Genomic DNA, 13,399 nt, shown 5'->3' on the forward strand with positions numbered 1-13,399 from the left:
GCTCATGCCTTCAATCCTGCATGTAGATCCTGCAAGCGACGTACGGTCTTCTCGGGACCGAACTTGAGCGCTTCGCAGATCGCTTCGCCTGCCGCAATGGTCGTGGTGCAGTAGATCTTGTGCTGCAGCGCATTGCGACGAATGGAGTAGGAATCAGCGATCGATTGACGACCTTCGGTGGTGTTGATGATCAGCGTGACTTCGTCATTCTTGATCATGTCGACCACGTGCGGACGTCCCTCGGTCACCTTGTTCACGCGGCGCACTTTCAGGCCTGCGGCTTCGATCAACCTGGCAGTACCGGCAGTGGCGACCACTTCGAAGCCCAAGTTGATCAGATCACGGGCTACGCCTGCAACCAGTGGCTTGTCGTCATCACGCACGCTGATGAACGCCGTGCCACCAGTCGGCAACACTTCGCTGGCGCCCATCTGGGCCTTGGCGAACGCCTCACCGAAGGTATCGCCCACGCCCATCACTTCACCGGTGGATTTCATTTCCGGGCCGAGGATCGGGTCCACGCCAGGGAACTTGGCGAACGGGAACACCGCCTCTTTCACACTGTAGAAGTTCGGAATGATTTCCTTGGTGAAGTTCAGCTCTTTCAGGGTTTTGCCAGCCATGACTCGCGCCGCGATCATCGCCAGGGAAACACCGATGCACTTGGAGACGAACGGCACGGTCCGGGAAGCGCGCGGGTTGACTTCGATGACGTAGATGTCTTCGCCCTGCAGGGCCAGCTGCACGTTCATCAGGCCGACGACGCCCAGTTCCAGGGCCATTTTCTTGACCTGTTCGCGCATCTCGTCCTGGATGTGCGCCGGCAGCGAGTAAGGCGGCAGCGAACAGGCGGAGTCACCGGAGTGAACACCGGCCTGCTCGATGTGCTGCATGATTGCGCCGATCACCACGTCCTTGCCGTCGCTGACCGCGTCCACGTCCATTTCGATGGCGCAGTTGAGGAAGTGGTCCAGCAGCACCGGGCTGTCGTTGGACACCTGGACCGCTTCGCGCAGGTAGCGCTTGAGTTCGTCTTCCTGATAGACGATTTCCATCGCACGACCGCCCAGTACATAGGACGGACGCACCACCAGCGGGTAACCGATCTTGGCGGCGGCACGAATCGCTTCATCTTCGCTGCGCACGGTGGCGTTTGGCGGCTGGCGCAGGTTCAGGCGCTCGACCATCTGCTGGAAGCGCTCACGGTCTTCGGCGCGGTCGATCGCATCCGGGCTGGTACCAATGATCGGCACGCCGGCGGCTTCAAGGGCACGGGCCAATTTCAGCGGGGTCTGGCCGCCGTACTGGACGATCACGCCTTTTGGCTTCTCGACGCGGACGATTTCCAGCACGTCTTCCAGGGTCACAGGCTCGAAGTACAGGCGATCGGAGGTGTCGTAGTCGGTGGACACGGTTTCCGGGTTGCAGTTGACCATGATGGTCTCGTAACCGTCGTCGCGCAGGGCCAGTGCCGCGTGTACGCAGCAGTAATCGAACTCGATACCCTGGCCGATCCGGTTGGGACCGCCACCCAGGATCATGATCTTGTCGCGAGTCGATGGCGCGGCTTCGCACTCTTCTTCGTACGTGGAATACAGGTAGGCGGTGTCGGTGGCGAACTCGGCCGCGCAGGTGTCGACGCGCTTGTAGACCGGGAACACTTCCAGCTTGTGACGATGAGCGCGCAGGCTCTTCTCAGTCACACCCAGCAGCTTGGCCAGGCGCATGTCGGAGAAACCCTTGCGCTTGAGGCGGAACATTGTGTCGCGATTGATGCTGGACATGCCCAGGGTCTTGACCTTCTCTTCTTCCTTGATCAGATCTTCGATCTGCACCAGGAACCAAGGGTCAATCATGTTCATGCCGAAAATCTGCTCGACGGTCATGCCGGCGCGGAAGGCATCGGCTACGTACCAGATGCGCTCGGCACCCGGCACGGTCAGTTCGCGCTTGAGCACGCTCATGCTTTCCGGGTCGTTCAGGTCCAGCTTCGGATCGAGGCCGCAGACGCCCACTTCCAGGCCGCGCAGGGCTTTCTGCAGGGATTCCTGGAAGGTCCGGCCGATGGCCATGACTTCACCGACCGACTTCATCTGAGTGGTCAGGCGGGCGTCGGCCTTGGCGAATTTTTCGAAGGCGAAACGTGGCAGCTTGGTCACGACGTAGTCGATGGACGGTTCGAAGGACGCCGGAGTCTTGCCGCCGGTGATGTCGTTCGACAGCTCGTCCAAGGTGTAGCCCACGGCCAGCTTGGCGGCGACCTTGGCAATCGGGAAACCGGTGGCCTTGGACGCCAGGGCCGACGAACGGGATACCCGCGGGTTCATCTCGATGACCACCATGCGACCGGTGTTCGGGCAGATGCCGAACTGGACGTTGGAACCGCCGGTTTCCACGCCGATCTCACGCAGCACCGCCAGGGAGGCGTTACGCAGGATCTGGTATTCCTTGTCGGTCAGGGTCTGGGCCGGTGCGACGGTGATCGAGTCGCCGGTGTGCACGCCCATCGGGTCGAAGTTTTCGATGGAGCAGACGATGATGCAGTTGTCCTTTTTGTCGCGGACAACTTCCATCTCGTATTCTTTCCAGCCGATCAGGGATTCATCGATCAGCAGTTCCTTGGTCGGCGACAAGTCGAGACCACGGGCGCAGATTTCTTCGAATTCTTCACGGTTGTAGGCGATGCCGCCACCGGTGCCGCCCATGGTGAAGGACGGACGGATGATACATGGGAAGCCGAGGCGTTCCAGGACGGCGTTGGCCTCTTCCATGCTGTGGGCGATGCCCGAGCGTGGGCAGTCCAGGCCGATGGATTTCATCGCCTTGTCGAAGCGCGAACGGTCTTCGGCCTTGTCGATGGTGTCGGCGTTGGCACCGATCATTTCCACACCGAACTTCTCCAGGACGCCTTCGCGCTCCAGGTCCAGGGCGCAGTTCAGCGCGGTCTGGCCACCCATGGTCGGCAGCAGTGCGTCCGGGCGCTCTTTCTCGATGATCTTGGCAACGGTCTGCCACTTGATCGGCTCGATGTAGGTGGCGTCGGCCATGGCCGGGTCGGTCATGATGGTGGCCGGGTTGGAGTTCACCAGGATGACGCGGTAGCCCTCTTCGCGCAGGGCTTTACAGGCCTGGGCGCCGGAGTAGTCGAATTCGCAGGCCTGGCCGATCACGATCGGGCCAGCGCCGAGAATCAGGATGCTTTTTATGTCTGTACGTTTTGGCATGGGTTTGTCACTCAAATCCGCAGGTCAGTCGGCTAGGCCGTCGAACAATCTTTGAAGCGCCCGAGGGGGCCGCCGCACTCGGGGCCGCCCTCGGGCTTCACGCGGTCAGCGTCGCTTGGCCATCTCATTGATGAAGCGATCGAACAGCGGCGCCACATCGTTCGGGCCCGGGCTTGCTTCAGGGTGGCCCTGGAAGCTGAACGCGCTCTTGTCGGTACGCTCGATACCTTGCAGCGTGCCGTCGAACAGCGACTTGTGAATCGCACGTACGTTGGCCGGCAGGGTCGCTTCATCCACCGCAAAACCGTGGTTCTGGCTGGTGATCATCACCACGCCGGTATCCAAGTCCTGCACCGGGTGGTTGGCACCGTGGTGGCCGTGGCCCATTTTCAAGGTCTTGGCGCCCGAAGCGAGGGCCAGCAGTTGGTGACCGAGGCAGATACCGAATACCGGGATCTCGGTTTCCAGCACGTCCTTGATCGCCTGAATGGCGTAGTCGCAAGGTTCCGGGTCACCCGGGCCGTTGGACAGGAATACGCCGTCGGGCTTGAGGGCCAGGACGTCGGTGGCCGGGGTTTGGGCCGGCACCACGGTGACACGGCAACCACGCTCGACCAGCATGCGCAAGATGTTCAGCTTGACGCCGTAGTCGTACGCCACCACGTGGTACGGCAGCTCGGAAGCCTCGATCGTCGCGTGACTGTCGGTCTTCAGGTCCCAGACCGTGGAGCGCCATTCGTACTGTTGCTTGGTGCTGACGACTTTCGCCAGGTCCATGCCCTTGAGGCCAGGGAAGCCCTGGGCAGCGGCAATGGCGGCTTCTTCGGAAATGTTGTCGCCGGCCATGATGCAGCCGTTCTGCGCGCCTTTTTCCCGGAGGATGCGGGTCAGGCGGCGGGTGTCGATACCGGCGATCGCCACGACATTGTTGGCTTTCAGGTAATCGGACAGGGACATCGTGTTACGCCAGTTGCTCGCGACCAGCGGCAAGTCACGGATGACCAGGCCGGCGGACCAGACACGATCGGACTCGGCGTCTTCCGGCGTGGTGCCGGTGTTGCCGATGTGCGGATAAGTCAGGGTAACGATTTGCTGGGCGTAGGAAGGATCGGTAAGAATTTCCTGATAGCCGGTCATTGCGGTGTTAAACACCACCTCACCAACGGTCTGACCGTCGGCTCCAATGGCTTCGCCGCGAAAAATGCTGCCATCAGCAAGGGCGAGTATGGCTGGCTTAGTCAAGAAGACCTCCCGTAAATAAAGCCTGAAAGGGCGATCGCAGGTTGTAAAAAAGCGGAGTGACGTATGGACACGTCACCCCGCTTGTTCACTGAATTATTCTGCGCGCTTTTAGTGGACACACTAAAGCTGTAGCTTACAGAAAAAGGCTTTTTTGGTCCACCGCTAATGAGCCTTAAAGGCAGGGGAATGCGACAGGTCGTCGCGAAGCGGTGTAAAACGGGGCGCAGTATAACCTGAACCCCGCCTTCAATGGCATCAACGCAGGTCGAGAACGTCCTGCATGTCGTACAAACCAGGCTCACGGCCATCCAGCCACAGCGCGGCACGTACAGCGCCCTTGGCGAAGGTCATCCGACTGGATGCCTTGTGGGTGATCTCCAGGCGTTCGCCTTCAGTGGCGAACAACACGGTGTGATCACCTACCACATCACCGCCACGCACCGTGGCGAAACCGATGGTATCGCGCTCACGGGCACCGGTATGCCCTTCACGCCCGTACACGGCGACTTTCTGCAGATCACGCCCCAGTGCATCGGCAATCACTTCACCCATGCGCAAGGCCGTTCCCGAAGGTGCGTCGATCTTGTGCCGGTGATGAGCCTCGATGATTTCGATATCGGCATCGTCACCCAAGACCCGGGCCGCCATGTCCAGCAACTTCAGCGACAGGTTCACGCCCACACTGAAGTTCGCCGCGAACACGATCGGAATGTCTTTGCCTGCATCGGCCAGCAATTGCTTTTGCGCAGCATCCAGCCCCGTCGTGCCGATCACCATGGCCTTGCCGTGCTTGCGGCAGATCGTGAGGTTTTTCAGCATCACTTCCGGCAGGGTGAAATCGATCAGTACATCGAACTCATCAAGCACCTTCTCCAGGCCACCGGACATCGGCACGCCGATACGCCCCAGCGATGCCAGCTCGCCAGCATCGGCGCCCACCAGCGTACTGTCGGGCCGCACGATGGCCGCCGTCAGGCCGGAGAGCGGCGAGCGCTGCTGCACCGCCTCGACCAGCGCCTTGCCCATGCGCCCCGCAGCGCCCATCACAGCTATACGTCGCATGCGAACTCCTTACAGGTCGCCGAAGAAGCGCTTCACGCCTTCGAACCAACCGGTGGTTTTCGGGGAGTGACTGTTGTCATCCGCCAGCGAACTGCGGAACTCTTCCAACAGCTCCCGCTGGCGCCGACTCAGGTTGACCGGCGTCTCCACCGCCACACGACACATCAGGTCACCCGCACCACCGCCACGCACTGGCGCGACACCTTTGCCACGGATCCGGAACTGCTTGCCGGTTTGCGTGCCCTCGGGAATCTTCAGCTTGACGCGACCGTCGAGGGTCGGGATCTCAAGCTCGCCGCCCAAGGCTGCATCGACGAAGCTGATCGGCACTTCGCAGAACAGGTGCTTGCCGTCGCGCTGGAAAATCGCATGCTCGCGCACGTTGATGACCACATACAGGTCGCCAGTCGGGCCGCCCTGGGCACCCGCCTCGCCTTCGCCGGACAGGCGAATACGGTCGCCAGTATCGACACCGGCCGGCACTTTGACCGACAGCGTCTTGTACTCTTCGACACGTCCTTCGCCATGGCAGGAGTCGCACGGGTCGGAAATGATCTTGCCTTGGCCATGGCAACGCGGGCAGGTCTGCTGGACCGAGAAAAAGCCCTGCTGCATGCGAACCTGGCCGATGCCGCCGCAAGTCGGGCAGGTCACAGGCGAGGAGCCCTTCTTGGCACCCGAGCCATCGCACGGCTTGCAGTTGACCAGTGTCGGCACACGGATATTGACGGTGGTACCGCGCACCGCCTCTTCCAGGTTCAACTCCAGCGTATAGCGCAGGTCACTGCCACGCTGAGCGCCACCACGGGCACCGCCACGACCGCCGCCGAAGAAATCACTGAACACATCACCGAAAATATCGGAGAAGTTCTGGCCGCCGAAACCGGCACCGCCGCCGCCCATGCTTGGGTCGACACCGGCATGCCCGTACTGGTCGTAGGCCGCGCGCTTGCTGGAATCGGACAGAACTTCGTAAGCCTCGTTGGCTTCCTTGAACATCTCTTCCGACGCTTTATCGCCGGGATTACGGTCCGGGTGGTGCTTCATCGCCAGGCGACGATAAGCCTTTTTCAGCTCTGCCTCGCTGGCCCCCCGCTCGACACCCAATACTTCGTAAAAATCACGCTTCGCCATTAGTCTTTGCACTCTTATAGGACGTCCGGCAAACCTCTCCTGAACCTTGCCAAACTCGTTGAGCCCCAATGCAGGCCCGGACCCAACTCACGTCAATTCAACGATCCTGGTCTTTAAATATTTCAGCCAGGGCCCCGGCCAAAACGCAGTGCCCATCGCCGGAAAGCAGGAGCATTCCCGAACGCACCGCCAACATCCGAACACTGTCGCATGCTGTAAAAATTCATTAGCTCCAGACACGCCAACGCGGGAGCAAGCCCCCGCGCGGCGACATCCTACCAGCCACCGCACAAATGCAGTCAACCGGCCGACCAACAAGCGATTACTTGTGGTCTTTCACTTCTTCGAACTCAGCATCGACAACGTCGTCAGCTTTCTCGGCCGACTCGCCCTGCGCAGCCGCGCCTTCGGCAGGCTGAGCCTGTTCGGCGTACATCTTCTGAGCCACTGGCGCGGAGACCTTGGACAGCTCTTCGATCTTCGCTTCGATGGCGGCCTTGTCGTCGCCTTTCACGGCGGCTTCCAGGGCAACCACGGCCGCCTCGATGGCGGTTTTCTCTTCCGCGGTCACTTTGTCGCCAGCATCAGCGATCATTTTGCGGGTCGAGTGCACCAAGGCATCGCCCTGGTTGCGAGCGCTGGCCAGCTCTTCGAACTTGCGGTCTTCCTCGGCGTTGACTTCAGCGTCGCGAACCATCTGCTGAATTTCTTCCTCGGACAGGCCGGAGTTGGCCTTGATCACGATCGACTGGGTCTTGCCGGTGGCCTTGTCTTTCGCGCCGACGTGCAGGATGCCGTTGGCGTCGATGTCGAAGGTCACTTCGATTTGCGGCACGCCACGTGGCGCTGGCGGAATCTCGGCCAGGTCGAACTTGCCCAGGGACTTGTTCTGGGCAGCCTGCTTGCGCTCACCCTGCAGCACGTGGATGGTCACGGCGCCCTGGTTGTCGTCGGCGGTCGAGAACACCTGGGATTTCTTGGTAGGAATCGTGGTGTTTTTCTCGATCAGCGCGGTCATCACGCCGCCCATGGTTTCGATACCCAAGGTCAGCGGGCTGACGTCGAGCAGCAGAACGTCCTTCACGTCACCGGCCAGAACGGCGCCTTGGATGGCAGCACCCATGGCAACGGCTTCGTCCGGGTTCACGTCCTTACGCGCTTCTTTACCGAAGAAGTCGGTGACCAGCTTCTGGACCAGTGGCATACGGGTCTGACCGCCCACCAGGATCACGTCGTTGATCGAGCCAACGTCGATACCGGCGTCTTTCATGGCGATGCGGCAAGGTTCGATAGTGCGCTGAACCAAGTCTTCCACCAGCGCTTCGAGCTTGGCGCGGGAGATTTTGACGTTCAGGTGCTTAGGACCGGTGGCGTCTGCGGTGATGTACGGCAGGTTCACGTCGGTCGACTGGCTCGAGGACAGTTCGATCTTGGCTTTTTCAGCGGCTTCTTTCAGGCGCTGCATGGCCAGCGGGTCACCCTTGAGGTTCATGCCGCTTTCTTTCTTGAACTCGTCGACGAGGTAATCGATCAGGCGGATGTCGAAGTCTTCACCACCGAGGAACGTGTCGCCGTTGGTTGCCAACACTTCGAACTGGTGCTCGCCGTCGACTTCAGCGATCTCGATCACGGAAACGTCGAAGGTACCGCCACCCAGGTCGTAAACGATCACGGTGTGATCGCCCTTGGCCTTGTCCATACCGTAGGCCAGAGCAGCCGCAGTCGGTTCGTTGATGATACGTTTTACGTCCAGGCCCGCGATGCGGCCGGCGTCTTTGGTCGCCTGGCGCTGACTGTCGTTGAAATACGCAGGAACGGTGATGACCGCCTCGGTCACCGCTTCGCCGAGGTAGTCTTCGGCGGTTTTCTTCATTTTCTTGAGGATTTCAGCCGAGATCTGAGGTGGCGCCATTTTCTGGCCGTTCACTTCAACCCAAGCGTCGCCATTGTCAGCCTTGGCGATTTTGTAAGGCACCATCTTGATGTCTTTCTGGACGACTTCTTCGTCGAACTTGCGACCGATCAGACGCTTCACCGCGTACAGGGTGTTATGCGGATTGGTCACTGCCTGACGTTTGGCCGACTGGCCAACCAGAATCTCGCCATCATTGGCGTACGCGATGATCGACGGCGTGGTGCGCGCGCCTTCAGCGTTTTCAATAACCTTGGCCTTGCCGTTTTCCAGCACGGAGACGCACGAGTTGGTGGTCCCCAGGTCGATGCCGATAATCTTGCCCATGTTAACTCTCCCGGAACTTGGATTTTGTTGCCGCAGCAGTGGTGGCTAACTGCGGTAGCACTTAAACGCTTGACTTATAGATGGGGCCGCTGCGCCCGATTTCAAGCCTGCTCATCAATAGAAGGCGAAACCGGTGCCGGCGCCTTGCTGACCACGACCATGGCCGGACGCAGCAGGCGGCCGTTGAGCAGGTAGCCTTTCTGGAAAACCTTCAGGACGCTGTTCGGCTCGACGTCGGCACTTTCCTGCATCGCCATGGCCTGGTGATGTTCGGCGTTGAAGGGTTCGCCATGTGGATCAAGGGCTTCGAGCTGATAACGCTTGAGGGTGTCCTGGAACATTTTCAGGGTCAGCTCGATGCCTTCACGCATCGGACGGATGTTCTCGTCGTCCGGGTTGGACAGCTCCAGGCCGCGCTCCAGGCTGTCGATGATCGGCAGCAGGTCGCCGGCAAAACGCTCCAGGGCGAATTTATGAGCCTTTTCCACATCTTGCTCGGCGCGACGGCGGACATTCTGCAGGTCGGCTGCTACACGCAACGCCTGATCCTGCGCACCGGCCAGTTGCTCCTCGAGCACTTGTACACGTGCCGCCAGGTCTTCACCGGAATCCTGGGAAGCCTGATTGGCGTCTAGATTTTGCGTGTCCTGCGTCTGTTCGTCAGCCATAGAGATTTCTCCTTTCAACTTCGTCCGCGAGCTCGACTCGCGCTTCTGCCCCGGTATATGGGGCCGGGTTTTCCAGCTTCAAGGGCCACCTGACGAATTAACCTTACAAAAAGCAGCTGCATAATCATTCCTCGCCGCGCTAAGAAAAACACTTTCCCAAGCAAATCGAGCTAAGCGTGGGCATTGTCAGGCCGAAACAAAACACTGTATAAATAACCAGACCTAAAGCCTGGGAGCGGCCTTATGCTGGTGCACCTGTCCGTACACAATTACGCCATCGTCGAACACCTCGACCTCGAACTCGATCGAGGCATGAGCGTGATCACCGGTGAAACCGGCGCGGGCAAGTCGATCATGCTCGACGCCCTGGGCCTGACGCTGGGCGACCGCGCCGACAGCGGCGTGGTGCGCCCCGGAGCGGACAAGGCCGACATCCTGGCGACGTTCGACCTGGTCGACATCCCCGAGGCCAGCGCCTGGCTGGCCGAACGCGACCTGGACACCGACGGCCTGTGCATCCTGCGCCGGGTCATCACCGCCGAAGGTCGCTCCCGAGGCTACATCAACGGCACGCCCTGCCCCCTGGGCGACCTCAAGGCCCTCGGCGAACTGTTGATCGACATCCACAGCCAGCATGAACACCAATCCCTGCTCAAGACCGATACCCATCGTCGCCTGCTGGATGAATACGCCGGCGCCACCGATCTGGCCCGGCAAGTCCAACTGGCCGCCCAACGCTGGCGCCAGACCCGGCAGGAACTGGATCGCCTCTCCAATTCCGGCGACGAACAGCGTGCCCGTCACCAGTTGTTGAGCTACCAGCTCGAAGAGCTGGAGAACCTGTCCCTGGGTGAAAATGAACTGGAAGAACTGGAGCAGGAACATAAGAACCTGACCAACGCCGAAACCCTGCTGGGTATCTGCCGCCAAGTGGTCGAACAATGCAGCGAGAGCGATTCGGGCAATGTGCTCAACGCACTGACAGCGAGCCTGAACCGACTCTCCAGCGTGAACAACTCGGTGGGCGCCCTGAACGAAGCGACCAACCTGCTGACGAGCGCGCAGATCCAGGTCGAGGAAGCCGTTGGGGAACTGAACCGTTTCCTCGATCACTTCGACGCCGACCCGGCACGCCTGCAGTACCTGGAAGAGCGCCTGGACACCATCTATACACTGGCGCGCAAGCACCGCATCCAGCCAACCGACGTTGCCGAACTCCAGCAGCGCCTGCTGGAAGAACTGGAAACCCTGAACGCCAACGATGAATCCATCGAGCGCCTGGGAGACGAACTGGCTTCCTATGCCCGTCATTACCAGGAAAAGGCCAAGGAGCTCAGTGAACTTCGGCGCCAGGCCGCGACAGGGCTGGCCAGTGCCGTGGAGCAGGAGATCCAGCGCCTGGGCATGCCGGGCGGACGCTTCACCATCGAATTGCGCCCCAACGCCGGTGACGAGCTCCAACCCAATGGGCTGGAACAGGTTGAGTTGCTGGTCAGCGCCAACCCCGGGCAACCGCTCAAGGGCCTGGCCAAAGTCGCCTCCGGCGGTGAGTTGTCTCGGATCAGCCTGGCCATCCAGGTCATTACCGCGCAGACCTCTCGTGTGCCGACGCTGGTATTCGACGAAGTGGACGTGGGCATCGGTGGTCCAACCGCGGAAATTGTCGGCCAACTGCTGCGCCGACTGGGGGAACGCGGCCAGGTGCTGACCGTCACTCACCTGCCCCAGGTCGCTGCCCAGGGACACCAGCATTTATTTGTGCACAAGGTACGTGGCGAAGACGCCACTCGCACTGCTGTGTCCAAACTCAACAAAAACGAGCGAGTGGAAGAGGTGGCGCGCATGCTCGGGGGCATCGACCTCACCAAGGAATCCCTGGCCCACGCGAAAAAAATGGTCGTTACCGCGAAAATCTGAGAACGGCAGAAAGCACGAAGGCGACCCTGGGGTCGCCTTCGTTCGTTTCGCGAACCTTAAGTCCGCGCGACATGCTTACTTTTTCTTGCGTACGTACAGCACAAGATTGTGATCAACCATCTCGAAGCCATACTTGTCGACGATTGCTTTCTGCAGCCGCTCGATTTCTTCGTCGAAGAATTCGATGACTTCACTGGTCTCGACGTTGACCATATGGTCGTGATGCTTGCCGTCGTCCAGTTCGAAGACCGCATGGCCTCCGTCGAAGTTGTGTCGCACCACAAGGCCAGCTGCCTCGAACTGGGTCAGAACACGGTAAACCGTGGCCAGACCGACGTCCTCACCAGCCTCCATAAGCGCCTTGTAGACATCCTCGGCACTCATGTGGCGTTGCTCGGCGGAATCGAGCATTTGTAGAATCTTGACCCGTGGCAGGGTCACTTTGAGGCCGGCTTTGCGTAGTTCGCTATTTTCAACCATGGTCAGCTTTCTCGCGATGCTGCTTCGCAGCTTCTCTTAATGCGGGTATGATCGGCGTTTACGTTGTCCCAGCCAAGATAGTGGAAGTCGCCCACCGATGCAAAACACCAAGCTCTTGCTAACCAGTTTCACCTTTGTGGGACTGCTCGCACTCGCCGGTTGTTCATTCCCCGGGGTTTACAAAATCGACATCCAGCAGGGCAATGTCGTCACGCAGGACATGATAGACCAGTTACGCCCGGGAATGACCCGTCGGCAAGTACGGTTTATCATGGGTAACCCCCTGCTGACCGACACGTTCCATGCCGATCGCTGGGATTATCTGTACAGCTTGCAGCCAGGCGGCGGTGAGCGCCAACAGGAACGCATCAGCGTTATCTTCAGTCCTGACGACCAACTCGTCAGCTTGTCGGGCGATTTCATGCCTGGCGTGAGTCGCGACGAGGCCATCATGGGCAAGGACAGCGGCACCACCGTGACCGACCCAGCCCAGAATGCCGAACAGCCGAAACCGGAAAAACCGGTCAAGCCAGGTTCGTTGCTGGACCAGATCCAGAAGGATGTCGACAAAGTCGAGACCGTACCGGTCCCGACACCCGAGCCCCTGGACACCTCGCCGCAATAAATTGCGACATGAAAAAACCCGGCATGCCGGGTTTTTTATTGCCTGCGATTCAGACCAGGTTATTGCTCCGATTGTCGCGCCAGGGCGGCCTTGGCCGCGCGCAGGCGACGAATTTCCTTCGGATCAGCCAACAAAGGTCGATAAATCTCCAATCGATCAGCCGCCTGCACCACCTGGTTATCCGGATCGGCAACCACCTTGCCAAAAATCCCCACCGGGCAAGTTGCCAGGTCCAGCTCCGGGAATGCATCGGCAATCCCCGAGCCCAGCAGCGCCGCACGAACACGGGTGCCTTTCTGGACCACGCAGGTGCGCAAGACCTGGCGATCCACCGCGGCATACACCACTTCTATCTCAATCAACGCTTGAGCTCTGCATTCTGCTTGGCCCGCTGGCAGAACGCGTCGACCAGGGTATTGGCGGCCTGATTGAACAGCGGCCCCAACGTCGCGCGTACCAGCGGGCCGGCGTAGTCGAACGACAGGTCCAGGCTGATCTTGCAGGCTTTTTCGCCCAGAGGCTTGAACACCCAGACGCCGTGGAGCTGATTGAAGGGCCCCTCTTCCAAGTTCATTTCGATGGATTGCCCCGGCACCAGCGTATTACGCGTGACGAAGCGCTGGCTCAAGCCGCCCTTGGCAATGTTGAGGCTGGCGCGCATATGGGTATCAGAACTCTCCAACACCTCGGCGGATGAGCACCACGGCAAAAACTCCGGATAGCTCGCCACATCGTTGACCAGGTCATACAGCGCCTGCGCCGGATAGGGCAGCAAGGCCGAACGTTGAATGTGTGTCGTCATGTAAGC

11 protein-coding genes are annotated in these 13,399 nt (G+C 60.1%); 2 read left to right on the top strand and 9 right to left on the bottom strand.

The genetic code is table 11. The features are described from left to right. Positions 1-2: 2 nt before the first annotated feature. The 6 genes from carB to grpE all read right to left on the bottom strand — a co-directional run bounded on the left by carB (position 3) and on the right by grpE (position 9,569). The gene (gene carB / locus AB4N80_RS01045) at positions 3-3,224 is read right to left on the bottom strand and encodes a carbamoyl-phosphate synthase large subunit (RefSeq protein WP_122569139.1); all 3,222 of its coding nucleotides are present in this window, start codon (positions 3,222-3,224) and stop codon (positions 3-5) included. Positions 3,225-3,329: 105 nt separating this feature from the next. Next, positions 3,330-4,466 (bottom strand): glutamine-hydrolyzing carbamoyl-phosphate synthase small subunit, encoded by a 1,137-nt coding sequence (carA, locus tag AB4N80_RS01050; protein ID WP_460080276.1) that lies wholly within the window; start codon positions 4,464-4,466, stop codon positions 3,330-3,332. A 255-nt stretch (positions 4,467-4,721) separates the two neighbouring features. Then, positions 4,722-5,528: a 4-hydroxy-tetrahydrodipicolinate reductase gene (dapB, locus tag AB4N80_RS01055; RefSeq protein WP_122569137.1), complete on the bottom strand. Its 807-nt coding sequence runs from the start codon at positions 5,526-5,528 to the stop codon at positions 4,722-4,724. Between the two features lie 9 nt (positions 5,529-5,537). Beyond that, on the bottom strand, positions 5,538-6,662 hold the full coding sequence (dnaJ, locus tag AB4N80_RS01060) for a molecular chaperone DnaJ (RefSeq protein ID WP_030139779.1): 1,125 nt from the start codon (positions 6,660-6,662) through the stop codon (positions 5,538-5,540). Positions 6,663-6,984: 322 nt separating this feature from the next. Continuing rightward, positions 6,985-8,901, bottom strand: a complete 1,917-nt coding sequence (gene dnaK / locus AB4N80_RS01065) for a molecular chaperone DnaK (RefSeq protein ID WP_122569136.1) — start codon at positions 8,899-8,901, stop codon at positions 6,985-6,987. Positions 8,902-9,002: 101 nt separating this feature from the next. Continuing rightward, positions 9,003-9,569 carry a nucleotide exchange factor GrpE gene (grpE, locus tag AB4N80_RS01070; protein ID WP_060739227.1) on the bottom strand — a complete coding sequence of 189 codons (567 nt, stop codon included), beginning with the start codon at positions 9,567-9,569 and terminating at the stop codon, positions 9,003-9,005. A gap of 243 nt (positions 9,570-9,812) precedes the next feature. Between grpE and recN the strand changes: the two genes are divergently transcribed. Beyond that, a complete protein-coding gene (recN, locus tag AB4N80_RS01075; RefSeq protein WP_072411328.1) occupies positions 9,813-11,486 on the top strand; it encodes a DNA repair protein RecN in 1,674 nt (557 codons plus the stop codon). A 75-nt stretch (positions 11,487-11,561) separates the two neighbouring features. Here recN and fur read toward each other — a convergent pair whose 3' ends face one another. Beyond that, positions 11,562-11,966, bottom strand: coding sequence for a ferric iron uptake transcriptional regulator (gene fur, locus AB4N80_RS01080; RefSeq protein WP_003197684.1), 405 nt, complete (start codon positions 11,964-11,966; stop codon positions 11,562-11,564). 97 nt (positions 11,967-12,063) lie between these two features. On the opposite strand from fur, the gene AB4N80_RS01085 reads away from it, so the two are divergent. Beyond that, positions 12,064-12,591: an outer membrane protein assembly factor BamE gene (locus AB4N80_RS01085; protein ID WP_122569134.1), complete on the top strand. Its 528-nt coding sequence runs from the start codon at positions 12,064-12,066 to the stop codon at positions 12,589-12,591. 59 nt (positions 12,592-12,650) lie between these two features. Here the strand turns inward: AB4N80_RS01085 and AB4N80_RS01090 are convergent, their stop codons facing one another. Both AB4N80_RS01090 and AB4N80_RS01095 read right to left on the bottom strand, forming a co-directional pair. Further along, positions 12,651-12,953: an RnfH family protein gene (locus tag AB4N80_RS01090; RefSeq protein WP_460080282.1), complete on the bottom strand. Its 303-nt coding sequence runs from the start codon at positions 12,951-12,953 to the stop codon at positions 12,651-12,653. After that, the gene (locus tag AB4N80_RS01095; RefSeq protein WP_122569132.1) at positions 12,950-13,393 is read right to left on the bottom strand and encodes a type II toxin-antitoxin system RatA family toxin; all 444 of its coding nucleotides are present in this window, start codon (positions 13,391-13,393) and stop codon (positions 12,950-12,952) included. The genes AB4N80_RS01090 and AB4N80_RS01095 overlap by 4 nt, the downstream gene beginning before the upstream one ends. Between the last annotated feature and the right edge of the window lie 6 nt (positions 13,394-13,399).

The sequence above is a fragment of the Pseudomonas sp. H3_A02 genome, from assembly GCF_054671965.1.

Excerpts from the sequence above, each read along its gene's own strand:
- carB (WP_122569139.1), bottom strand. The coding sequence starts at position 3,224 with ATGCCAAAACGTACAGACATAAAAAGCATCCTGATTCTCGGCGCTGGC.
- dapB (WP_122569137.1), bottom strand. The coding sequence starts at position 5,528 with ATGCGACGTATAGCTGTGATGGGCGCTGCGGGGCGCATGGGCAAGGCG.
- dnaJ (WP_030139779.1), bottom strand. The coding sequence starts at position 6,662 with ATGGCGAAGCGTGATTTTTACGAAGTATTGGGTGTCGAGCGGGGGGCC.
- dnaK (WP_122569136.1), bottom strand. The coding sequence starts at position 8,901 with ATGGGCAAGATTATCGGCATCGACCTGGGGACCACCAACTCGTGCGTC.
- grpE (WP_060739227.1), bottom strand. The coding sequence starts at position 9,569 with ATGGCTGACGAACAGACGCAGGACACGCAAAATCTAGACGCCAATCAG.
- recN (WP_072411328.1), top strand. The coding sequence starts at position 9,813 with ATGCTGGTGCACCTGTCCGTACACAATTACGCCATCGTCGAACACCTC.
- fur (WP_003197684.1), bottom strand. The coding sequence starts at position 11,966 with ATGGTTGAAAATAGCGAACTACGCAAAGCCGGCCTCAAAGTGACCCTG.
- AB4N80_RS01085 (WP_122569134.1), top strand. The coding sequence starts at position 12,064 with ATGCAAAACACCAAGCTCTTGCTAACCAGTTTCACCTTTGTGGGACTG.
- AB4N80_RS01095 (WP_122569132.1), bottom strand. The coding sequence starts at position 13,393 with ATGACGACACACATTCAACGTTCGGCCTTGCTGCCCTATCCGGCGCAG.